Annotated in this window: 18 protein-coding genes, 1 tRNA gene and 1 pseudogene; 14 read left to right on the forward strand and 6 right to left on the reverse strand. The window is 42.8% G+C overall.

Going from position 1 to position 24795, the window contains the following annotated elements; genetic code table 11:
• Positions 1-401 precede the first annotated feature (401 nt).
• Genes E5354_RS03350 through E5354_RS03375 form a run of 6 tightly spaced genes read left to right on the forward strand, consistent with a single transcriptional unit; the run spans position 402 to position 9127 of the window.
• Positions 402-1688 (forward strand): hypothetical protein, encoded by a 1287-nt coding sequence (locus E5354_RS03350; protein WP_135946420.1) that lies wholly within the window; start codon positions 402-404, stop codon positions 1686-1688.
• Between the two features lie 17 nt (positions 1689-1705).
• Entirely contained in the window at positions 1706-2155 is a 450-nt protein-coding gene (locus E5354_RS03355; protein ID WP_135946421.1) for a hypothetical protein, read from the forward strand.
• Between the two features lie 2 nt (positions 2156-2157).
• Positions 2158-3567 carry a hypothetical protein gene (locus E5354_RS03360; protein WP_135946422.1) on the forward strand — a complete coding sequence of 470 codons (1410 nt, stop codon included), beginning with the start codon at positions 2158-2160 and terminating at the stop codon, positions 3565-3567.
• Between the two features lie 4 nt (positions 3568-3571).
• A complete protein-coding gene (locus E5354_RS03365; RefSeq protein WP_135946423.1) occupies positions 3572-6745 on the forward strand; it encodes a hypothetical protein in 3174 nt (1057 codons plus the stop codon).
• Between the two features lies 1 nt (position 6746).
• Complete coding sequence (locus E5354_RS03370; RefSeq protein ID WP_135946424.1) at positions 6747-8393, forward strand: hypothetical protein; 1647 nt, start codon at positions 6747-6749, stop codon at positions 8391-8393.
• Positions 8394-8401: 8 nt separating this feature from the next.
• Positions 8402-9127, forward strand: a complete 726-nt coding sequence (locus E5354_RS03375; protein ID WP_135946425.1) for a hypothetical protein — start codon at positions 8402-8404, stop codon at positions 9125-9127.
• 205 nt (positions 9128-9332) lie between these two features.
• Here the strand turns inward: E5354_RS03375 and drt3b are convergent, their stop codons facing one another.
• Genes drt3b through E5354_RS03400 form a run of 5 tightly spaced genes read right to left on the reverse strand, consistent with a single transcriptional unit; the run spans position 9333 to position 15956 of the window.
• Positions 9333-11552, reverse strand: coding sequence for an antiviral reverse transcriptase Drt3b (gene drt3b, locus E5354_RS03380; protein WP_135946426.1), 2220 nt, complete (start codon positions 11550-11552; stop codon positions 9333-9335).
• On the reverse strand, positions 11549-12970 hold the full coding sequence (gene drt3a, locus E5354_RS03385) for an antiviral reverse transcriptase Drt3a (RefSeq protein ID WP_135946427.1): 1422 nt from the start codon (positions 12968-12970) through the stop codon (positions 11549-11551). The genes drt3b and drt3a overlap by 4 nt, the downstream gene beginning before the upstream one ends.
• 23 nt (positions 12971-12993) lie before the next feature.
• On the reverse strand, positions 12994-13455 hold the full coding sequence (locus E5354_RS03390) for a Fic family protein (RefSeq protein ID WP_135946428.1): 462 nt from the start codon (positions 13453-13455) through the stop codon (positions 12994-12996).
• Entirely contained in the window at positions 13448-14464 is a 1017-nt protein-coding gene (locus tag E5354_RS03395) for a DNA-binding protein (RefSeq protein ID WP_135946429.1), read from the reverse strand. The genes E5354_RS03390 and E5354_RS03395 overlap by 8 nt, the downstream gene beginning before the upstream one ends.
• Positions 14465-14519: 55 nt before the next feature.
• Positions 14520-15956 carry a phage integrase SAM-like domain-containing protein gene (locus E5354_RS03400; RefSeq protein ID WP_135946430.1) on the reverse strand — a complete coding sequence of 479 codons (1437 nt, stop codon included), beginning with the start codon at positions 15954-15956 and terminating at the stop codon, positions 14520-14522.
• Between the two features lie 501 nt (positions 15957-16457).
• Between E5354_RS03400 and E5354_RS03405 the strand changes: the two genes are divergently transcribed.
• From E5354_RS03405 to E5354_RS03425, 5 genes are read left to right on the forward strand one after another with little or no spacing between them, the layout of a single operon-like run.
• Positions 16458-16859 carry a hypothetical protein gene (locus E5354_RS03405; RefSeq protein ID WP_135946431.1) on the forward strand — a complete coding sequence of 134 codons (402 nt, stop codon included), beginning with the start codon at positions 16458-16460 and terminating at the stop codon, positions 16857-16859.
• A 4-nt stretch (positions 16860-16863) separates the two neighbouring features.
• A complete protein-coding gene (locus E5354_RS03410; RefSeq protein ID WP_123395105.1) occupies positions 16864-17466 on the forward strand; it encodes a DJ-1/PfpI family protein in 603 nt (200 codons plus the stop codon).
• Positions 17467-17517: 51 nt separating this feature from the next.
• The gene (locus tag E5354_RS03415; RefSeq protein WP_135946432.1) at positions 17518-17808 is read left to right on the forward strand and encodes a YciI family protein; all 291 of its coding nucleotides are present in this window, start codon (positions 17518-17520) and stop codon (positions 17806-17808) included.
• Entirely contained in the window at positions 17805-18338 is a 534-nt protein-coding gene (locus E5354_RS03420) for a GNAT family N-acetyltransferase (RefSeq protein WP_135946433.1), read from the forward strand. The genes E5354_RS03415 and E5354_RS03420 overlap by 4 nt, the downstream gene beginning before the upstream one ends.
• A complete protein-coding gene (locus E5354_RS03425) occupies positions 18328-18885 on the forward strand; it encodes a GrpB family protein (protein WP_135946434.1) in 558 nt (185 codons plus the stop codon). Before E5354_RS03420 ends, E5354_RS03425 begins: the two co-directional genes overlap by 11 nt.
• Positions 18886-19496: 611 nt before the next feature.
• Here E5354_RS03425 and E5354_RS03430 read toward each other — a convergent pair.
• A tRNA-Ile gene (locus E5354_RS03430) sits at positions 19497-19570 on the reverse strand.
• A gap of 240 nt (positions 19571-19810) precedes the next feature.
• Between E5354_RS03430 and E5354_RS03435 the strand changes: the two genes are divergently transcribed.
• From E5354_RS03435 to E5354_RS14335, 3 genes and pseudogenes are all read left to right on the forward strand, one after another.
• Positions 19811-22276 carry a TIM-barrel domain-containing protein gene (locus tag E5354_RS03435; protein WP_135946435.1) on the forward strand — a complete coding sequence of 822 codons (2466 nt, stop codon included), beginning with the start codon at positions 19811-19813 and terminating at the stop codon, positions 22274-22276.
• Positions 22277-22670: 394 nt separating this feature from the next.
• Positions 22671-23549 (forward strand): annotated as a pseudogene (gene mobV, locus E5354_RS03440) (MobV family relaxase); the annotation flags it as partial.
• 281 nt (positions 23550-23830) lie between these two features.
• Positions 23831-24790 carry a GNAT family N-acetyltransferase gene (locus tag E5354_RS14335; protein ID WP_246863732.1) on the forward strand — a complete coding sequence of 320 codons (960 nt, stop codon included), beginning with the start codon at positions 23831-23833 and terminating at the stop codon, positions 24788-24790.
• The last annotated feature ends 5 nt before the right edge of the window (positions 24791-24795 follow it).

Consider the following 24795-nt stretch of genomic DNA (forward strand, 5'->3'; position numbering starts at 1 on the left):
GATTGTCATGTCGGAAAAATTTGTTAATTTTGCACTGACCTTACGCCGTGAGACTCCACTATGGAGCCGGAACGAGGGAGGTCATTACATAATGAAAGCGTTTATCGACGCTTGATTCTTGGCTAATCTGGAATGTGGCAGTTTCAAAACTTCGTCAAGAATGAAGTAACGATAGATGTCTCGGGTATGGTTAATATACCCTTAGGTGGATTATACCTTATAGGTATGTCCCCTTTGGCGTATCATATCATACGGCGTAGGCTCTACGTTACTCGTTCTACGAAGTGACGGCAGCCACAGCCACAGATTAGCAGGACGAGTAACGGTACGGATCCTGCGCTTTTTTTGTTTAACAAGTCCATAGAGGGTCATGGACAATACAAATACATGGAGAGCCCTCTATGAATATTCCAATCATACGCCATATTTTTGTTATTGCAGGTATAACTTGGGCAATAGTATTATCATCGTGCGGGCGAGATGTTAACTCAATAGCTGACCCTCATTTCGATACCAATGGAGCACCGCTTGACACGATTGTAGAATTATTCTCTCCAAAACTACCTGAATCTGCAAAACTTTATGTTGAGACTTCCGGTAGCATGAATGGTTTTTTTCGAGCTAATCAGGCTAACAATTTCAAGAAAACAGTATGGTCTGTTTTCTCCGGCGTTGCTCCAATTACCGATGGCAATGTTTACACTATGTCGAACGGCGGCGATATTGACACCCCCGTTACTCTCGGTAATTTCCGCAATAGCATGAATGCAGGTGCTTTCGTTTCTAACTCATCAACACACGTACCTGCGATGCTTCACAATATCATCGAGAATATCGATACCTCCAAGAACGAAGTCGCTATTCTTGTTTCTGATATGAAATATAGCCCTATGGGTAAGACTGCCGCACCTGAACTTCTCCAATATCAGGAGCAGATCAGAAACGTCATCGGCGTACACTCGAATGTTTCGCTCTCTTTCGTTTGCGCTAATTCAGAGTTCCTTAATCCTAACGGCTCGGTTGCTGAAGCCAACTCGCCTTATTATTTCATTATCATAGGTAATTCTGAGAATGTGGCTGCCATGAGGAATAATATCGCTCGTTGGTGCGAGGCAACCAATTCCTATGTCGAGTCGGGCGATATGGCAATGAATTACCATACGCCAAATTATACCATTGAGAACGTAAAAAACGGTATGCTGAGTTCTGAATATCCCAAAAACCTTATAACTGTTTTTGACCGTGAGGTTTCAGATACTTGCTCGTTCATTGTCAGAGTTGACATGACCGGCTATCCTTGGAGTGCTGTCAATGCTGATATACTAAAGGACTGCTTTAAGGCTAAAGCTGCCTATGGCTCATCTGTCGATGTTGAACTTCTTACTGATGAAGACCATCTAGTGGATGACCACGTATATAAGGGTGAGTTCAAACGTCGCTCTTACGCTGACTTCCTCGTGAAACTATACAACGTCGCTCTCGATGATGAAGTTGTCGAGTGGACGTTTACTAATAAACCTTTTGATGGTCGCTATCTGATGGACTTTAATACTATCATAAACGCTGACCAAGAAAATGATTTGTCTGGATCTTTCTCCTTCAACAAGTTTATCAAGGGTTGCTTTAACGCTCGTCTTAATACTTTCGACGAGATTCCGGTTCGCATCCTTGTTTCGTCTTATCAATGAAATAATAACAACTCAGTATGGGTATCATAAAAATATTTTTCCTCCTACCGTCTAAAGGCAAGTTCTTACAGAATTTCGCCAACAATGACCAGTTGAAGGCTCAGGCGGAGCAGGTATGGCGACAGCTCGATGGGCTTTCACCAATTCTGCTTATATTAACTGCTGTCCTTGGCATCGGTCTCGCGATTTATTACTATACCGGGTATAATGAAATGCCTGGCCGTCATTACAAGATTCAACACTGGGGCTTATGGGCGGCTATCGCCTTTATTCTCTCACTTATTGGTACTGCCGTTATTGAATATGTCGGCATTAAGACCAATATCAAGACCGGCCTCACATCCCTCTATTGGTTGTGTGCCATTAATAATGCCCTCTATTGCTTAATCCTTTATTTCTTAACCTCCGTTGTTTGGTGCAACTTCAACTTCTGCCGTACCAACGCTTATAAATTCCTCAAATTCTGACTATGAAAAGGGTATTTGTATTCTGTATCGGCGGCACCGGCCTCCGAGTTATGAAATCCATTACCATGCTTCTTGCAGCAGGTATGGACGCTAAGGGTTATACGATTGTTCCAGTCCTTATTGACCCACACATGGACTTGGAGGAAAAGCGTAATCTCCAAACCCTTATTGGCGAATATGAGACTGTCTACAACAATGTAATTCTCAGCGATGGCAAACGCCTCAATCCCATACCGGGTTTCTTCGGCACCGATATTGCTGACCTTGCTAAACTCAATGGTCAGCAAAACGATATTTCTGAGCCTATCGCCGAAAAGCGTTCATTCGGTCAATATCTCAATGTTGGCAACCTCAATTCTGAGGATGTGAATAAATACCTCGTTCAGACGATGTTCTCACAATCCAACCTTGACAATGACCTCTCCGTTGGTTTCAAAGGAAGCCCCAATGTTGGCACTGTCGTTCTCGGTGAGATGATAAAGGGTGCTGACTGGTTCCAAGCGTTCTGCAACGCTTGTCAGAAAGGCGACCGCATCTTTATCATAAGCTCGATTTTCGGCGGCACCGGAGCCTCTGGTTATCCTCTCCTTGAAAAGAAAGTTCGTAATTCCACCGACCATCCTAACGTCAAGGACGCTATTATGGGTGCGGTGTCCGTGCTTCCGTACTTCTCGCTAGAAGACCCTTCTACAACCGATAGCGACATCGATTCTGCTAACTTCCTTACAAAGACTAAATCCGCTCTCGCTTACTATGAGCAGAGCGTTATGTCTGATTATATTTATTATGTTGGCGAGCAGGGGATGAAAACCACTTACGCCAACGACGAGAAGAAACAAGAGGACAAAGCCCACTTCGTTGAACTTGTCGCTGCTACCGCTCTCTTTGATTTCTTATCAAAGACCGACAAGCCCGATAAAACTCAGGCTCTATCTCGTGCTATCAAGGAAGATGTTGAGTCTCTTTCAGTTTCTTCTCTCGGCGACGCATACAACAATGTTGTTAAGGCAGTCGCTGACATGATGATGCTTTCTCGTTTGGTCTATTTCCTTCCAAACGAGAACCAGTTCCCTCTGTCTAAAAATCGTGGATTCGATGAAGATTTCTATACTGACAAATCGTTTGTCTGTCTCCGAAACTTCCTCGCTCGTTTCTCGGAATGGTATCAGGAACTTGCCGAAAACAAACGCGGCTTCGCTCCGCTTACCATTGCTGACCCTAATGACCGTAAAGCAAAACTCTCTAACTGGATTCAGGACTTCTCGCTTGACGCTAAGGACGAGTCCTATTACCTGTTAGATATGATTCGTGCGAGCAACAAGGATAAAGACGATACTCACACAATCAAGTTCCGTCGCTTCCTCGATTATGTGTATAAAGCTATTGATAAATATACCTCTAAAATAATGTAACGCTATGAGTAGTGTTGACCTCAATATAATAGAGCGCGGCCTAAAAGGTCAGGAGTGGACGGCAGAAAAAGGCCCTATCACTGCCGGAGACCTCGCCAAAATCTCAGAGCAACGCACTAACAACAGTAGCGCGTTAAATGCTCTCCCGACTCCCTTTGCTCGGTTCTTCGTTGTCAAGGAGGCTTTTCGCCGTACCCTCGAAGAAGTGAAAGACCCAAAGAAAAACGCTGGTGACGCTTACAACCGTCTTGTGTCTGATACACTCGATGTTTTTGAACTTCTCTATAATATCACATTCCACGAAGGACGTTGGGATGATTCCCGTAAAATCGTCATTCGTGAATGGGAGCTTGCAACTGACCTGAAGAACTTGAAAAATCAAGTTCCTATCCTCGGTAGTGCAGTCGAGAATTACTTCGCCTCTGACCTCAAAGCATCCGGCAATCGCCTTTTCTTTGTGGTGCTCGTTGATGGTGGACGAGATTATCTTCTCGCCACTTCATCGCCGTTTACCGGCTTCGTAACTCCACCGGACTTCGACAAGAAAGTTGATCACCGTGGTAACGGAACAACTTCTTTCATGGGTAAACGCTACCAGCAGATGCCGTCGCTCGTGCGTAAGTCCGGTGGCACATACTTCCGTGATATTCGTTTGTTTGGTGCTCGCGATAAGGACTTCAAAAACTATATGTTCTATCTCGTCGATAATTCCCCACTGGGCGACGAGATGAAAGAACTGCGTGACTACATCAAACAAATTCAGATTACAGACCCTGACATCAATAAGAACTGGCAACCGCAGTTCAAGCCTATCATTTCTGAAAACTCAAATGAGCTTGTCATAAATGGTCTGCCCGTTGGTAAGGATTCAGGTCTCAGCACTGTAAACTTCTTCAATGATACTCTCATACGTCTGCCGTTCCGCTTGTCAAAGGACTATTATCAGCCTATGACTTACGCTGGAGCAGACGATAGTAGAGATTACGACTTCATGTTGCCCATTAGCCATGAAGCCTTATCACTCATTGAGGGAGATTTCCAATGCGTCTGCAAAGTAACTAATGCCAAAGTTATCGTAACCCTTAAATATAAGGGTCAGGAGTACACCAAGGACTATTATGTTGACTCTGATAACCTCGGCTCTCGTGGTCGCATCGTAAACCTGCAACGTGAAAACATCAGCTTTAACCTCGCTGTTTTCCCGAACATTCTCTCTCCGAACCGAAACGAAAACAACTACTTCAAGGTGATGGCGGTTGTCAACGACGCAACAACAGATTACCGCCCCGTATCAATCAACAATCTTGAGATGTCGTTCTTCTTCAGAAACGATGATAACCGTTTCGAGGAAATTGAGACAATCGACAAGGATAATACTCACGCCAAATTCGGCGTTCGTCCTGCCGTTGTTCGTTCTAAACAAAATCTTGAACGGGAGGTAGATGCAGGCTCGAAGTTCTACGAGATATTCAACTCTCAATTCGACGCTATCAGCTTACGCTTTACCCTCGACAGCGGCACTTGCGAGGGTGTGCTTATCCCGAATTGGAAACGTGCTCAGCGTACACAGGATGCGTACACCTATGCCGTTGACCTTGGCACTACAAACACTTATATCTCGTGCTGCAAGTTCGGTCGCGATAATGAACCTGAACAGCTCAATATGGATGAGCCGATGGTAGCTTTCCTACACGACTTCAAGCGTTCTTCTCAGCACTCGCTTGTCTCGGTAATTGAAAACGCCATTGCTCCCAAATGTCGCAAGAACTTCAATACCGAGTTCGTTCCGGCACTTATAGACGGCTCGATTTATCGCTTCCCGATTCGCACCGCTCTATGTGTGCAGAAAGGCGACAGAAGCAAGCCCTCGTTGTTCGACAACTGCAACATCGCTTTCTTCTACGAGAAATCAATGGGGCTTGGAAACCAGTCTATCCTCACTGATATTAAGTGGGAGGATAGCCACGAGAAGGAACTTCGCCTGTTTATCCGAGAATTGCTCCTTATCATCAAGACCGACGTCCTCCAAAAGAACGGTCTGCTTGCTAATACTAAACTGATTTGGTTCCGTCCTCTCAGCTTCAAGGGTACTATCAAGGACACCTATACAACCATTTGGCAAGAAGAAGCGAAGAACCTCCTTAACATCGGATCTCCGCAAATAGATTGTGTATCTGAATCAGAGGCACCTTACTACTATTTCAGCAAAAAGAACTCTTTCAACAGCGTTGACGCTGTCTCTATCGTCGATATTGGTGGCGGTTCAAGCGACTTCATCTATTTTGCCGACAGCAAACCTCAAATCGCGAACTCCGTTCACTTCGGTTGCGATGTTCTTTGGGGTAATGGTTTCAGCGGGTTCGACAATGACCGTGTAAACGGCATTTACGAACGCTTCGTCGAGACCGTTCATCTCGGCGACCATACCGATGAACTTGAACAGCTCAATATCAAGATGCGCTCAGACCGAGAGGTTTCCACTAAGGACATAATCAACTTCTGGCTGAGCAACGATAGCCGTTGCGAAATCACCAAGAAGTTGAAAGAATCATACAAGCCTCTGTTCCTTTATCACTTCGCCTCTATCGTGTACTTCATGGCGAAGATGTATAAGGCTAAGAGCCTCGCTTGTCCGCGTTCCGTTCTTTTCTGTGGAAACGGTAGTCGTTACATCGATGGTCTGCTTTCTTCGGATAAGGCAACCATCAAGGAACTTGTCGCCACAATCTTCAAAAATGTTTATGGCGATATAAAGGATATTCAGGTTATTCTTCCCGATAGCCGAAAAGAATGTACCTGCTATGGTGGCCTTTATCGCAACTCCGATGTCGATGTGCCTGATGAGTTTAACTTCCAAGGCGTCTCTGATAGGGTCTATGAGAATGTCGAGCAGCTTAAAGCCGACTTCCCTGCGGTTAGTCGCGATCTTCTCAATACCTTTGCTTCGTTCAATAAACTCTTCGCTGATCTCCTTCGTATCCTTATCTCTAAAGGTGAGCTTGATAAACAGGTTGACTCAACCGAAATTATCAACCTCATTTCATCCGGCACTCAGGATTCTCTGGAGAAGAACTTCAAGACACAGGTCATTCAGAAACTCAATGACAGCGAGGTTTACCACGATTCGGTATTCTTCTTGCCTATTATTGATAACGTGTTAAAACTAACTAAGATTTAATATGTTTCAGTCAGGCATCTCTATTGTATCGCTGATTATATCTATCGCGACTTTTATAATCGCGTTTGGCGTTCAGCTCTATTACTTTTTTGGAACCCGAAAGAAGTTAGAGACTGTCCGCAATTTCTTCGTTAAGAATCGCGAATATGAAGTATATGGTGAGGCAGAAGATTCTCAGCTCAATCCTTATGTAGCAGAAGAAGGCTCCAGCCTACACACTCTTATCAAGGAGTTGAATGAGTACACCAAAAAGAACCACGGCACCACAGATTTTTCGGTCATTCAAAACAAGACTGACCGAAAAATCAATGTCTTGTATGATAATGCAACGTCACGTATTGCATTCCCTACCTATGTAGGTCTCATGGGTACTTTCATTGGTGTATTCCTTGGCTTGTTATTCTTCACTATCGGCTTGGGAGCTTCTCCGAATGGTGAGGGCATTACTGACGAGACTATTGGCAATCTTATTTCCGGTGTTCTCGTTTCGATGTCAACAAGTTTCATCGGTTTGCTTCTTACGACGATTACTCATCATCTTGCAGCTGAGACTCAAAGGGTGGTTCGTGAAGACAAGAACGAGTTCTACGAGTTTATTCAGAATGAACTTATGCCGACCCTCGGTGTCAGTATGGTTGCCGCTCTAAATAAGCTGCACCATACCATCAATCTCTTTGAACCGTCGTTCAATAATGTAATCGACCGCTTTCAGGCAACATTTGACTCTTGCACTCAACGCTTCGGGTCTGCTTTTGAGCAGAACGTAACCATCGTTTCCGAAGCTGTGCGCGTTATGGGTGAAAATATGGACAAAATCAATGAGAATGTTGACCTGCAAGCTCAACTTCTCAAGACTCTTCGCTCTCGCGGTGTCGTTGAATCCCTCGATGCTTTTGTTCGTGCTTCGCAGAACTTTGACCTAGTTACAACGGCTCTTAATCGCTTTGAGGTCACTCGCAACGCGATCAAGGATGTTACCGTTGAACTTGTCAACACGCAACGCCGTTATAATGAATCACTCGAAATTCCGCTTAATGTTGCCAATAAGCTCAATCAGATACTCTCACGCATTACTGACTTTGAGAAAAGCATTAATGCTCTTGGTCGCAGTATAGAAAAAACTGACCTTCTTGGTAACACCGAAATTGAAGCCCTCAAACAAGCAATTACTGCTATTAAGAAAAAGCAGAAAGTCGCTGTTGAGGCTATGGAAGTATCCGACGGACATCTTGAAAATATTTTCAAGATGCAATCCGAAGCTATCGTTAAACTCGGCCGTACTTACGAAGAAAGTTTCGCCACCTATGCCGAGAGGTTCCAGAACATTCTCGATGGTCTAGAAAAAGAAATGCTTGAACGCCGACGCGAGATTGTGGTCGCTATCGAGGAGAAATTCTCTCTTGACCAGATTCAGCAAGAGTTCTCTCAACTTAGCAAGCTGAAAAAGATTGAGGAATTGCTTACCTCAATCAACACTAAAAGTTCTCGTGAAGAAGTAGATAAAACCATCGAAACCACTCGTCGCGAAGTCGAATCGATACGTAAACTTCTTGACAAGGCGATTGAAGATGCCAAGAAGAAACCGGAAACCACGACCACATCGGGTGGCGGTGGCTTCCTCGGCGGTATCTTCGGCGGTCGTAAATAACTTTACCAATGGATAGTCGCAATAATAAAAGTGCTTTTTGGCCGAGCTATGTGGATATTATGACCACATTGTTCGCTATCATGCTTGTACTTTTTGCGGTATCTTATAGCCGCTTCAAGATTAAGCAGCGCGAACTGGAGGAGTTCAAAGATAAGTATGAGGAAATCATGTCTATCTACAAGGCTGTAGATAATATTGACCCCGAATATTTCGAGTTCAATCCAGATTACCTCAAACATATCTTCAAAATTCAGGTTAACTATCAGAAAGGTAAGTTTTCTCTCGACAACCTGCTTCAAGACGACCCTAAATCTCCCGAATATAATCTGACAGAGGCTAACGCTATTCGTCAACAAATTAGAGATGCAGGTGAAGAAATCAAGCGCACAATACTTAATTTGCAACAAAACGATTCTCTTCGCACTGACATTAAGTATCTTGTAGTTATCGAAGGTCAAGCTTCGGCCGACGGCTATCATATTGACGATTACTTCAACAATGATGTCCTCAGCTACCAACGTGCGCTTAAACTCCATGAGTTTTGGCGAGACAACGCAGGTATAGATTTTACTAATATGGAAAAGTGCGAACTTGTTATTGCAGGTAGCGGTGAGGGCGGTGTGCCACGAGCTTCTCGTTTAAGCGATAGAGATGATTCTCGAAACCAAAGGTTCCTTATTCACATTGTTCCTGTCATTGGCGATATACACCTTGACCCCCAATTTAGGAAATAACATTGCTTATTTCAGGGGGTAGATATCCAATATACCAAGCCAATAAAAGATAATCCATTGAGTAACGGATTGCTTTTAAATTGTATAATTAAAAAATAGGGCCCAGAATCTGAAACCCTATTATTTAAACTTCATAAGCTATGTACAAGGTTAGGTGTGTGAGTTTTATTAGATTCTGTACCTTGCACTTTTATGGTAGAATTAATTAGGAATATACTTCCTGACTAATTTTGGCATTCAACTCTTTGGTAACGTTTATACCGGTCCATTTAGTATAAATATACTTGTGTTTTTGTAGATAGGCGACAACTTTTTCTCCTTCGGGTCGTGAAAGTCCAATTTTTTGTAAGATTTTGACTTGTTTACTCCTTTGTATAAATGGACAAGCAGCTAAATCTAATGCAAGAATTACTTGCTCTGCAGATATTTTGATCCGTTCAGGAGACATTGATTGATAACGATTGATGACTTGATTTACAATTTGTTGTTGAAGTTGAACGAACTCTTTCTTTAGTCCCATATAATATAATAGAGTAATTACTGCTATGGCGTTCAGTTGTGGTAGTGTATTCCCTTTGACAGTTTTAACCACAAGATGCGACTCAAGTTCTTGCGCATTTATATGATACTTCGGGTTAAGCTGTTTAAGTAAAATTAAAAAATAAAGAGTCTCTAATTGGACTTTTTCATTTATTGGTGCAGATTTAAGGACAAGACTAACCTCATCTCTGATTTTCTTAAAAACAATTTCTCGGATATATTCAGAAAATCTTGGAATTTTTATTACAAGTCTGCCTTTTTTTATTGAATAGTCATGATCCAAATATATTATTATTGTATTCAATAATTGCATGGCTTTTAATGTAGTATTTACCCGCTTATTTGTTGAATACAGAAAAAATAATGAATCGATAATCTCAAACAAAAATTTGGCTAATGCCTTCTCCATCTTGCGAATTTGTTTTATCGCAATAATCTTATATTGGCTATACTCGGTACTTGACATCGCATAGCAAAGAGGTTTGTATGTCCTATCCCATCTCTTTAAAATTCGTTCTATTAATACTGACAAACGGGATATGGAATAGTTCATCACATCTTTAGGGGCAACCTCATTTGTTGATAAGATACGTTTAAATCGTTTGCAGAACTCTGTGGCACTAAACTTAAAATATAGCTCACAATTGATTGCATTTACAATGGTCTCCTCCTTGATTTTTATTGTGTCGGATTCTTCATCATTTTTGTCTAGATCTATCTCATCACTTTCGATAAATTCAGTAATATTTTTCTCATTCTTATATAATTGGATATAGTCTTTCAACAGCTCGTCGATGGCAATCTTTGCCTTACTTATTGGAGTTATGAAAGGTCGTTCATAATAAACTGTCTTATCAGAACTTATGATTAATTTATATTCTTTTAGATACTCTTCAAACAATTCAAAGGCTTTGCTTTTTACTTCTTCTGAGTTATAGAAGAAGAAATAATCATCAACATATCGATAGCATTCATAATCTCTATTTAAGCTGTAGCCACATTCAAGCAATTTGTTTTCTACACATTTGTCGATTCCCTGAAGAATAACTTCTGCAAATATTCGTGAGAATTCAGGACCTATGACAATCCCATGAGTCTCATTATAATTCATTTCCTGCATTATATTATCCCAATATTCACCAAAGGCATTATCTGGAACTCCGGCAAAAAGTTCTTTATACATATGGGAACCACCAGACATTGCCCAAGAAATGCTATGAGTATATATGCTATCAAAACACGATTGTAAATCGAATTTGACTAGATGCTGAAATTTCTTTTCGGCACGCTGATAACGATAGTCCTCATAAAACTTGTAGATGTTGGTGTAATTTTTATAACTAAAGTAAGTTCTTAGATTTTCATACTCACTAAAAAACATCTCCATTTTGTCAGAGCGTTTTCCCAAGAGAGTATTGTGTAACCGATCCTTGTAATAAAAGAAACATGCAACTTTTTCTGGATACCGCAGACTAAATCTACTTTTACTACAGAGGTATAGCAATACATGCTTATAGCGTTCATAGAAATCGACTATTTTAATCTGATTGACCGGATGTATAATTGATAGATACCTACATTTAGTTGGTTTGTGAGAAACGCCGTATGTAAATGGTATCGTATTATATGTTCCTTTACTAGTCTTAACACGATTTCCATCAAAATGGATTTTCTTACAATGTACTATGGCAGAAATTATAAGTTCAGCTCCTTCCTCAATACCATCTTTCCAGACTATCGCATCTCCGTCTAATTGTATTTCATTCTTTACAATAAATCGATAGAAATATCTGTTAGTAAATATAAATGGCATTTCATAGGGGAGAATATCTGACAGCAGTACTCTCTCCTTTTTATATTTCAATCTAATCTTTTTCTTTTTCATAACCAACTATCTATTTGTTTCAATCTTGAAAGAGTAAACTTATACATGTTCTTATCGGTCCATCGCTTAGAGAAATCAAAAGATTCTATTCTTTTACGTAGATTTGAAATATAAGTCTTTCGAAAACCATAATTACCATGAAATAATAAGAAATATGGGTTTATTATCTTTCCATGTAGATAGTTCGTTAATTCATCTAAATCAGATTTTGAATCCAATAACGAATTGTTATAGAAAAGTCCAATTTTAACATTAGCTTTTGATTTACAAAGTGAAAAATTCCCTGTAATAAAATTTAGTGAATCAATTAAATCTTTTCGTGCATCATGAATATTAATTTTTGAAAGATTCTCAAAATGCAAAAACGCCGCATCTATTCTCCTTTTAATTTTGTTAACCTTATTCGTTGACATATAAAATGTTACGAATAATTTATCTTTCTTTCGGCATAGCACAATCTTATATCCTAAGTATTGTATGTCAATGGATATATCATTATTAAACGTTATAAGTTGACATTTGCCACTTCCATCATTTGGTTGTTTCAATGATAGCTCCATCTCAGCAAACGATGCAGTTAATCCTTGGTAATATGTCTCAATCGTTTGACCGACTGGAACACATGATAAGATAATGAAGATATCATCAACATACCTAGCATAAAACATTACTTCTGGTCTTGATTTGATTATTGTATCTAAATCCTTTAAGTATAGTTCAGAAAGGTAAGCACTGATTCCCACACCTCTGGGGATTCCCTTATCTGCAGCAGATGTGGAAGCATCTTTTAGGTTATTGTATTGATTCAGAATAGCCTTAATAAATGCTCTCGATTTTGGACTCAGTAAAGTATTGTCTTCAATTCGATTGAGAAGTATTTTTTGATCTATGGACTCGTAAAAACTTGTGATGTCAGTTCTGATTATAGATATTGGCCGTCTTGTTTCTAATAGAGATTTAATACAATTGAGAATACTATTGCGATTAGATTGCTTAACTTTAAATGTTTTATGTATATTATATTGCAATTGTTTTGCCGCAAAGAACATTGCATGAGACGACGAGTCTAAGCAAAAGATCTCCTTGCCGTCTTTAATATATTTAGATAATGTGATTTTGAAATGTCTTTGCCTAATTGTTGAAGACAAATTGTGTAAATATTGATCTAAAATTGACTCTTTTGCTTCATGAAGTCTTTCTAATTCTGCTTGAGCTTTTTCCAACTCCATAACCTCATCGTCTGTGCGTTTCTCTTCGGCGATATCTTTTATTTCTTGAATCTTTGTCTTATTCTGCTTAATATTAGCCACGCATTCACGAAAATCGGTCGGCATATCATCTAATTCGATATGCCCTTTTCTATTCTCTATATTATAAATTGTGCAAAAATTATGCGCACTAAATGATTGATCAAGCATGGCTAAAGACAGCTAAATTAAGACTATTGATTAGAATCAATATGTTGTTTTCCGATTGCGTGGATAATTTCGAGCTTGAGATTTTCGGGATAGTCCTCGTTCGCCATATAACATGTGATAATGCGTTGGAGGAGGTCTTTGTCGATGCGTCCTGCTGCGACGTGGTAGATGATTGCTTCCATGCACTGCATGAAGTTGTAGGCGTGCCAATAGTAGCCGTTATGCACAAGGAACCACACTCCGATTGTCAAGGCAACACGCTTGTTGGAATCCTCAAAATAGTGGCCGGTGCATAAGCCGAAGACTAGGTATGTTAGCTTTTCTACGAATGTCGGATAATACAGGTCGTTCTTCACGAAGTCAAGTACCTTGCGGATGCCGCCTTCGTCTTTTACGCCTTGCAGCCCACCACCGCTGGCTGCCACAGTCTTGCTGTAAACCACCAACGCCTCATCGTAGTCGATGTATTTCAGCCCCTCATTCATCCTCGGCTTGCTTTAGACGTTTTAGGACTTCGCGGTTGGCTTCAAGAATATTGTCGAAGTCTATCGACGCATCGCCTATAAACTTGTCGAACTCGTCGGGAGTAACCGCACGAAGGTACTCTGCCAGATTTACGTGCCAAGCATCGCGGAACGCAACATCACGAGATGCCATCTTCGATCTTGCATCATTGATGAACGGCTCCATCATAGGAGCAGCAGCCAAATCATCAATGATTGCCTTTACCTCTTCGATGGTCAACAATTTGTTCCCGTTCTCAGAATATCGCTTCTCTATCTGATGAGCCACGCCATTCTCAAATGAGGATATGCATAGTAGAACTTCGGCATAGAGCGTGTGACGCACGTTCTCCTCGTTTTGCAGACGAAGGACAACGCGATATTCCTTTGCGTTTTCCCGGAACACTGCTTTATATATCAAGTCGGTTATCTGCTTGTACTTATAGATGGGAAGCCCATCCACATACTTGCCGACAGCTTGAGTGAAGTTCTTGCGATAATTCTCGCTCTTTATCGCTGTTGGAAGATAATCACGGTCACGCCAGTTGATATACTTGGTGCCACCTCCGGCACGACCGTTGATTGTTGCAATTACAATATCAAGTATGCGAGTGCGGAGTTGTTTGGCCCTTTCGCTCTCCGTGAGAAGCATTCCGATGTTCAGGAATGCCCGGAATGTAAAGAACGATATAATGGTCGTTTTGGTAGGGACATTTATGTCATCACCAATTTGTATCTTAATATCTTTCAGCTTTTTACCTTGACTTAAAAAATATCCATTAGCACGAAGTTCGTCACCATGATCTTGTATATAACGTTTAATCGTTCGTTCATCAACACCATAGAAATCTGCAACCATCTTCGTGGTAAATAGCAGTTCATCGTGATACCGCAGGCCATCGACAGCCAAGTTTTCTTGGATGGTCTGGAGAGCATAGCGGTTGTTCAACACGTTTTGCCGCTCGATATTTGATACTGTAAGGTCGTTCATATAGCAAAATTACAAATTTATTTTGGATAGTAAGCTATCTGTGAGGATTTAAGTGTCAGAAAACATCCGCTTTTGTCGGATTGGCGATGGCGTCTATATCATCGGCTATTTCATCAGATGAGAGCTTGATATAGTCCATAAATGTCTTTTGGGTCTTATGTCCGCTGACGTGCATCATCTGAACGATGGTGTATTTGTGGGTGAGGTACATATTGGTGATTCCACTGCGTCGGGCTGTGTGGGTGGTGACACAAGCATAGCGCGGCATCACTACCTCGCCTTTATCGTTACGCTCGACAACGAGTTTGCCATCTTCCACAAGTTTCTTCTGCTTCATGGTGAGTTTGGTAGTAACCATCTTGCCGAGTGTCGGGACAGATTCGGACAGATTTTTCAGAATATCCTTGATGTAACGGTTGAGTATCACATCAACCACCGAAGGGAGATTGTAGGCGTATTTATCACAGATGGCTCTGAGATTGGGATTCATTATCGGAATCTTTACCTCATTGCGCGTTTTCTTCTGAACGAGTCGTATAACGGGTGTTCCCTTCGCGGTCGTCGTGAAACAGTCTTTGTCGATGTCGTTGTAATCGCTCACTCGCTGACAGGTGTAGCAGCCGACAAGAAAAATATCTCGTACCTCGTCCTGTTTACCTGACAATGGCATTTCGTATAATGCCTGCAACTCGGCTTCGGAAAGGTAAATTTCTATCGCCTTGTCTCCATCCTCGATTTTCTTCTTGGAGAAATATTGCATGGCGCGGTCGTTGTCGTGGATGCCGTCAAGGTAGGCGTAATTGACAATGGCGCGGAGATCAACAAGATACTTGTTCTGCGCCGATACCATGTAATCGTTCTTCTCCATAAAAGCAAGGAACTTGGTGACGAAAGCACGGTCAACTTGATACCATGTGAAACGGTGCTTCTTGTCGAACATGTCATAGAGTTTCCGGAAACTGAACCATGCCTTGACTGTCCCCGGTGCATATCTGTTATGTCCGTTCAGCCTGGCACCGCTCTTTATCTCTTCACAGAAGTGGTTGAGGAAATTCCATATTTTGGCACGCTCGGCGTCGATACCTTCCTTTATCAGTCGCTCCTGGTCCGCTTTGATTCTCTGTTCCTCTTGCTGACGCTCTTCCTCCTCGCGTTTGGCTTTCATTATTGCCTCTGCCTTCTTGGGATTGGCGATGGCAAGGATTTCCGCTTCGACATGAGATTTGTCGAAAGACATACCTTCGACCTCGGACGTTACAACAAGCTCAATCCTGTTGAGGGAATCATGCAGATTGAAATTCGCACGTTGGTGTCGCATCCATTTTTCAGGGCACGATAACGCACCTTTCCATTCAGCCACATTCACGCGGATTTGAGACGAGAAGAGGGTGTCAACCTTATGTTTCTTGTTCTGCACCCTAAAGAAAAGGGTGGCTATTTCGTTCTTTTCGTCCTGCTTGCGGATGAAGAACCGGGAAAGAGATTTTGCCATATAAATCAAGGTCTGATTCCCTTATGAATCTGACACTGCAAAGTTAGTGACTTTTCTTGAATAGTCACTATAATAGTCACTATCTTTCTTGAATCTCTTACTATCCGACTAAATTAAAAATGATTTAATTCGCTTTATTATCAGTATATTAGCATTAATTACAATTTAAGCTGATTGATAATAATTTAACTTTTATATTGCTGGTGGCACCACAGAAGGTCGCTAATTCTCAAAGAGTTAGCGACCTTTTATTCATTCATACCCCTCCGGGTCACCACAACCTTCAGCTCGATGAGGCTTGTCCGAGTCAAATGTGGTGGCCTCCTCCCAAAAATCTCGCCGGGTTAACACACTTAATCGTTGAAACCACATGGAAATTTCATATCTTTGTGATTGGGCCATATTTATTGGTGAATAACAATCGCAATAACAATCCCAATAATCATCGATATGATTTTGAAAGTACACAGATACATAGTCAAAAAATGGATAGTGCTGAGAATGGCATCGCAAGAATTTTATTTCAAACAACCGTTTGAGATAAAAGACGAGTATCCGATAATGAAGAGTATTCTGTTTTTTGCGCTTGTTCCCATAGAGCTGATTTTTATATTTCTATATGCCAGAATCGTTGGTTCTCTAAGTGCTTACAATTTAGAAATAATACTGGCGGTGGCTGTAGTCAATCTGTTAGTGGCCAATCTGCTAATCAACCACATCAAAGATGAGGCATTTATTGATGAAACAATCAGATCTTATAAACAATTAGATTTTGAAACTCGGAAAAAATCATATTCATTTAAAGAAGGTTTCACTATAACGTTTCTTATGGTTGTAATTCCGTGGCTTATCTTTTTTATTGGCATATCAACTGTGTGTTACTTAATTCCTCATTATAGATAGTATTATGAGCAACGAAATTCTTTATATCCTCCTGCCGGATTATGCCGCGCATGAGGCCGTTTATCTCTCGCAAGCCATTGCCTCCGATGAGTTTGCGATGAAAGAGCATCCCAAATATGTCAATAAGGTAGTGGCACCGACAATGGAACCTGTAAAATCCATAGGCGGTTTCCGCACAATGCCTGACTATTCCTTTGAAACAATGCCCGACGATTTTGCGGCGTTGGTGCTGATCGGCGGTTTCGGATGGGCTGCACCGGTAGCCGATCAAGTCAAGTATATTGTCAAGAAAGCCGTTGAAAAAGACAGCGTGATTGGTGCGATATGTAACGCTGCTTCGTGGATGGCAAAGCATGGTTTCCTCAATGCCGTAAAGCATACCGGCAACGGGCTGGAGCAGTTGAAATTATGGGGCGGCGAAAACTATGCCAATCCCGACGGATATGTACATGCTCAGGCTGTCAGCGATAATAACATCGTAACTGCAAACGGCTCGGCCACGCTTGAATTTGCCAAAGAACTGCTTTTGCTTCTTGAGAACGACACCCCTGAGCGCATTGAAATGTACTATCAGTTCAATAAGCAGGGCTTCTGCAACTTATTCTGACGAAATGCTGTTTCTCCCATGTGCATATTGAATTAACAAAACCAAAATGTCATGTTTATCGCAATTCTAACATATAAGAAACCGTTGAGTGAGGTTGACCGCTTTCTTCAGGCGCATCGCGAATACCTTGCCAAGCATTATGCCGCAGGTGACTTCATCGCTTCCGGTCCGCAGACGCCTCGCGTTGGCGGAGTGATTATGATGAAAGCTACCGATCATGCAGCAGTGGATGCCATCATTGCAAAAGACCCGTTCAACATCAACGGCATCGCCGACTATCAGATTGTGGAGTTCAGCCCGACAATGTTCGTAAACCAAGAATTGAAACAAATTTTGTTATGATTGAAACCGACCGACTGATTTTGCGTGCCTGGTGCGAAGATGATTTGTTGCCATTCTCTAAAATGAATAGCGATAAGGTGGTTATGGAGTATCTGCCCAAATGCCTTTCTTACGATGAAACAGTGCAGTTTTATAATCGCATAGTTGATGAGCACAACGCTTTGGGGTACGGCCTCTATGCCGTAGTGTTGAAAAGTACGGGCGAGTTTATCGGTTACACCGGATTCCATAATTTTGATTTTGAGGCTGAATTTTCTCCCGGGATAGAGATTGGGTGGAGGCTTGCCAAGGAGTACTGGAATCAAGGTTATGCTACCGAGGCGGCAAAGGCATGCATTGATTATGCTTGCCGACGAAAATTGTTTGATAAGATATATTCATTCACATCCATAAGCAACCATCGGTCGGAGCGTGTGATGCAGAAAATAGGTATGGAGCATCAAGGTTTCTTCCTGCACCCGTCATTGCCTGACGGTCATAGGCTAAAAGAGCATACATTTTACAAATTGGAACTATGCCATGTCAAATAGGAAAACTCTTAAGGACATGGCCTTGGAAGAACTGTGGCAACTGTTTCCCATTGTCCTGACGCCGCATCAGCCGCAATGGAAGGATTGGGCGCATGAAGAAATTATGAAACTTTCGGGATTGCTGAAAGAATATGCTCCGATTATCAACCATATCGGCAGCACGGCGATTCCCGGCATTCAGGCCAAGCCGACAATCGACATTCTTGTTGAAATCGCGCCCTGCGCCGATTGGCAACGTGTCAGTGCAATGATGGAGTCGGCGGGATATATCTGTATGTCCTCTTCCGATACCTGCATGAGCTTCAACAAGGGATATACTCCGGAGGGATATGCCGAAAAAGTGTTCCATATTCATTTTCATGCCATAGGCGACAATGACGAAATCCTTTTTCGCGATTATCTCAACAGTCACCTCGAAGTCGCTCACGAATATGAAAAGCTTAAATTAAGTCTTTTGCCAAAATATAAGCATGACCGTGACGGATATACCGATGCCAAATCCGCATTTGTCAAGAACATATTGGGGATAGCCAAGAAGCGCGGCTGAATTATCACAACGTTATTTCGTGTTGCATACCCTATTTTACCTTCGCTATCTACAATTCGATAGCGATCGTCGGACACATAATCATCGCCATTGTCATTTCCAAGAGCCGCCATCCTCCATTTCAATCAACATATTTGATTTGGCAACGGCAAAAGCATCATCGAAGCCCATATAGCCGAAAACATCAGATTAGTGCAGCCAATAAATAAAGAAACTATGTCGTTGAAATATTGGCAAAGTCATCCAAACGTAGGCTCCCCAATCATAAAACACGGAGCAATATAATATCTGAAGATATGTAGCAACACAAACGACAATGATTGGAATAATAGTCTTGCGATTCCCTTGATTATTCTTTTTTAAGACTGCCAGGCTTGTAATTAAATCTAAGGATATGTCGATTAATTAACCATACTTGCACATCAATCACATCGGCATTGGCCTTTGGAACAATCCAAAACATAGTCATACTTTTATTTTGATTTTCAGTCATGTGCAGACACTTTGCCTCTCAGAACGCTTCTTCTTCTTTTGCTCCATCGGAATATCTCCGTGCTATAAAAAGAAAAAGCAGCTACGATTCGTTTCGTAACTGCTTGATTTCTAAGAGGTGGTCCCACTAGGGCTTGAACCTAGGACTCCCTGATTATGAGTCAGGTGCTCTAACCAACTGAGCTATGGGACCGAAATTGTGAGTGCAAAGATAATACGTTTTTTTGTTATGCGCAATAGGTGGCGCGTTTTTTATTGAAAGTTTTTCCAAAAACATCGCCATGTCACGGATGTTGACTTGATTTCAACATCCGTGATCTCCAATGTTACATGGGGAAAGACAAATGTTACATTATAATCCATGCATCTTGCTCCCTGATTGTTAATTTTGCATTATTAAATGATAAACCAATTTAACAAAACCAAGTAACCAATGAATCTTATAACTAAACGAACGCTATCTTGCATTTCGGCATCGATTCTTTGTTTCGCTTGTGCTGTTGCTCAGAATTTCGAGCAGACACAACATGGAATCAAAGCCCTTGCCAACGGACAGAATGTTGAGCTGCAACTCTACACACCGTCAAGTATACGTGTGACAAAGTCGCCTGCCGACGCTCCGAGCAGTCCCAAAAGCTTCTCAGTCATAGCCTCGCCTGAAAAGGTTGAGTTTACCGCTAAAAAGTCGGGCAACAATGTCGTGCTAAGCAGCAAAGAGCTTACCGCCACACTGAACCTGACGACCGGTACCGTTTCATTCCGCAACAATAAAGGCCGATTGCTCTCGGAAGGCACCGCAGCCTCATTCAATCCCGTGGACGATGCCGGTGAGCCGGCCCTGAAGGTAAAGCAGACATTTGTTCTCGACAAGGATGAGCCCGTTTATGGACTCGGAAACCTTGAAAATGGCAAATTGTCGCAGCGCGGCGTCAACCGCACTCTCATGCCCGGCAACATAGAGGATGGAATACCCTTGATCGTATCGCCTAAAGGCTATGCCGTGTTCTGGGACAACTATTCTCCTACCGAATTTATTGACAACGACAACGAAACTGCATTTGAGTCGGCGGTGGGCGAATGTGTCGACTACTACTTCATGGAAGGTAAAAACGCCGACGAGGTGATTTCGGAAATCCGCACCCTGACCGGCGATGTTCCCATGTTCCCATTGTGGACCTATGGATTTTGGCAGAGTCGCGAGCGTTACAAGAGCCAGGGCGAAACCGTAGGCGTGGTCAAGAAATACCGCGAACTCGGTGTGCCCCTCGACGGCATCATCCAGGACTGGCAATACTGGGGCAACAACTACCTGTGGAATGCAATGGAATTCATGAATCCCGAATTCAACAATCCGCAAAAGATGATGGACGATATCCACGGCCTCAACGCCCATGCCATAATATCTATATGGTCGTCATTCGGCCCTCAGACCAAGCCCTACCGTGACCTCGACGAGAAGGGGCTGCTGTTTAACTTCTCCACATGGCCCCAATCGGGCATCGCCGAGCAGTGGCCTCCTCGCAGGGACTACCCGTCGGGTGTGCGCGTTTACGATGCCTACAGCCCTGAAGCACGTGACATTTATTGGAAACACCTGTCACGCCTCCACGACTACGATATGGACGGATGGTGGATGGATTCTACCGAGCCCGATCATCTCGACTTCAAGCCCGAGGACCTCGACACCAAAACCTATCTCGGCTCGTTCCGCAAGGTGCGTAATGCCTATCCTCTGTTGACCGTAGGTGGCGTATATGACCACCAGCGCGCCAAGACCGACGACAAGCGAGTGTTCATCCTAACTCGTTCAGGTTATGTAGGCCAGCAGCGTTATGGATGTAACGTGTGGACCGGCGATGTCAACTCGACATGGGACATGCTGCGCAAGCAGATACCCGCACTCCTCAACTTCACGCTCACCGGCAACCCCAACTGTAACTCCGACATAGGCGGATTCTTTTGCAGCGGCTACAACCTACGCAACGGCGACAATTCGGCTACAAAAAATCCTTTGTTCCAGGAGCTCTTTGTCCGTTGGATGCAATTCGGAACATTCACCCCGATGATGCGCTCCCACGGTGCCGACATCATGCGCGAGATATACTATTTCGGACAGAAAGGCGATGTGATATACGACGCCATCGAGGATGCAATACGCCTGCGTTATTCGCTTCTGCCCTACATATACTCGACATCATGGCAGGTTTCCAACGACGACAAGAGTTTCATGCGCGCACTCATGATGGACTTCCCCAACGACAAGAAAGGTTGGAACATCGGCGACCAGTACATGTTTGGCGACAATCTGCTTGTGGCTCCCGTTGTAAACGCCCAATATACTCCTGAAAAGGTCATGAAGATTGACGAAAACACCGGATGGAACCGCAATCAGGCCGGAAGCAGCGAAAACACCAAGGGCAATGTCAATTTCATGGAGCAGCACTCAACCGATGTGTATCTGCCTGCAGGAGCTTCATGGTATGACTATTGGACAAATGAGCGTTACAAAGGCGGTCAGACCATCAGCAAGCCCACCACAATAAAGACCATACCTCTTTATGTAAAGGCCGGCAGCATCATGCCCATGGGCCCTGATGTTCAATATGCTACCGAAAAGCCTTGGGACAACCTCACAGTACGCGTTTATCCCGGAGCAAATGGTGAATTTACACTGTATGAGGACGAATTTGACAACTACAACTACGAAAAGGGTCAATATTCGACAATAAAGTTCATTTGGAACGATAAATCCCGCACGCTTACAATCGATGACCGCAAGGGAACATATCCCGGAATGTTGAAAAACCGCAACTTCAATGTCGTATTGATGTCAAATGGCGGCAGCGCATCACCCGTAACTGTTCCTTACGACGGAAGCAAAAAGAGTGTGAAACTGTAATAACAGGCTCAAATATCCTATTCAATCGGTCGGTATTTGCATCATAGTGTCAATACCGACCGATTCATTTTATAAATTATCCTGACCTGCGATTATTAAAATAAACACCTAACTGAAATTAATATTTGAGCAAAGCGTAGCGAATTGACTGAAATAGCGTTCGTTACGCTTTGTTTTTTTCTTTTGGCGTGAAGCCATATGAAGCCGTATCGAAGCCGAACTACGCAAGAGTTCAGTTACCACCTCATTTCCGTATGATATAGAGTGGATTTCTTGTTAACAGGTTCTTATTCTGCGGTTTGCGTTATTTCGCATAGCTGTCGGTAACTCACTGTAATATAGTTTTGTAACCAAAAAAAGAGTGAGTTATGAGAAGTACATTCTTTTGCGCACGGAGAAGAACGCCGCCCCCACACGCACCCACCTGAACCGCAGGCTCATCGGCTACCCCGACGGTGTGAAAGACCGTTCGGCGACTGTTCAGAGAAGACTGGAAGAAGCGGGGCTGACACGCAAAATCGGAAGCAACCAAGTACGGGCAATCCGCATCAACGTGTCGGGAACGCACGAGGACATGAAGCGGATAGAGGAAGAGGGGCGTTTAGACGAGTGGTGCGCCGACAATCTGAAATACTTCGCCGACACGTTCGGAAAGGAGAACATTGTGGCGGCTCACCTGCACAGGGACGAGGAAACGCCGCACATACACGTTACACTCGTCCCCATCGTCAAGGGAGAGCGAAAGCGCAGGAAAAGGGAGGAACAGACGAAGAAGCGATACCGCAAGAAGCCGACCGACACCGTGAGGCTGTGCGCAGACGATATTATGACACGGCTGAAATTGAAGTCCTGCCAAGATACCTATGCCGAAGCGATGGCGAAATACGGGCTGCAAAGGGGCATAGACGGCTCGAAGGCTCGCCACAAGTCCACGCAGCAGTATTATCGGGATATACAGAAACTCGCCGACAACCTCAAAGCGGAAGTGGTGAATTTGCAACAGCAGAAAGAAACGGCGCGGGAAGAACTAAGACGGGCGAAAAAAGAAACACAGATCGAGAAGCTGAAAGGGGCGGCAACCGTCGCAGCCGCCAACATCGCCGAGTGTGTCGGTTCTCTTTTCGGCAGCAACAAGGTCAAGACGCTGGAAAGGGAGAACACCGGCCTGCATAGGGAGATAGCCGACCACGAGGAAACCATCGAAGCCCTGCAATACAGAATACACACCATGCAGGCAGAACATACGCCGACCTATACAACCGCAAAGGAAAAGCAAGGGATTCAAGCTATAAATGTTAAATCCTGCCCGATTTGCCGAAAAAGTGCAGTGCGCCGTTTGTGGTGTACCGCACTTTTTTTATATTTGTTCGCAAGGACTCAATTTTTTGTTCTGAATTAGGACAAACCTTGCCGAAAGACTTTCGTGGCAGTTTGCCAAGCATTGAGGACATTGAGAAAAAAATTAAAGAAAGGTTGTCATAAACACATTTTTTATTATCTCAAAAACACAAGTTGAGTTCGTTTAATTATTTATTTGAATAAACAAGGTTTTGTATGAAAAAGGTGATATTGTATATTGCCGTGAGTTTAGACGGATACATTGCTGACAATCAAGGTTCGGTTGGATGGATAAAGGGGCATGATGACACAGTAGAGTTGGAAGACACTTTCTCTCCTTTCTTCAGTAACGTAGATACGGTTGTCATGGGAAGAAAAACATTCGACCAAATAGTTACCAGCCTTTCATGTGACCAATGGCCCTATACCGGAGCAACAACCTATGTACTGACCCATCATAACGAAACGAATGACACAGAACAAATTCGCTTCAAAAACATGGATGTTTGCCAACTCGTAGAAGAATTGAGGCAGGGGGTAGGAAAAAACATCTGGATCTGCGGAGGTGCGGAGATTGCCGGACGGCTTATCGGAAAGAATATGATAGACACCTATCATCTGGCTGTCATTCCGGTTATTTTGGGAAGTGGTGTCAGGTTATTTGGCAGCTCTGCTCCAAAGACTCGTTTGACATTGGTTGAAACCAAGAAATACAATGGAATAGTGGAGGTGATATATGATATTGCCAATAGTGATGTCGTCATAAGAAATATGAATAAGGATGATATAGAACAAGTTATGCAAATTTGGTTAGCTACTAATGTCCAAGCTCATGATTTTATTGCTGAAACTTATTGGAAAGGTCAATTTGAAAACGTAAGAAAACTAATCCCTGCATCAGAGGTATATGTTTGTGAGAAGTCAAACAAAATAGTCGGATTTATCGGACTTTCTGAAAATTATATTGCAGGTATATTCGTAGCTTCTAATTTTCAGTCTTATGGCATAGGGAAAAGATTGTTGGATTATGCCAAAGGTCTCAAACCGGAACTTTATTTGCACGTATATCAAAAGAATATAAGAGCTGTCAAATTCTATCAAAGAGAGAATTTCGTGATAGAATCTGAAACTGTTGATGGTACGGGAGAGAAAGAATTTTTAATGAAAACTCTTTGATTTGC

Source organism: Muribaculum sp. NM65_B17, from assembly GCF_004793735.1.
In the GTDB taxonomy this organism is placed as follows: domain Bacteria; phylum Bacteroidota; class Bacteroidia; order Bacteroidales; family Muribaculaceae; genus Muribaculum; species Muribaculum gordoncarteri.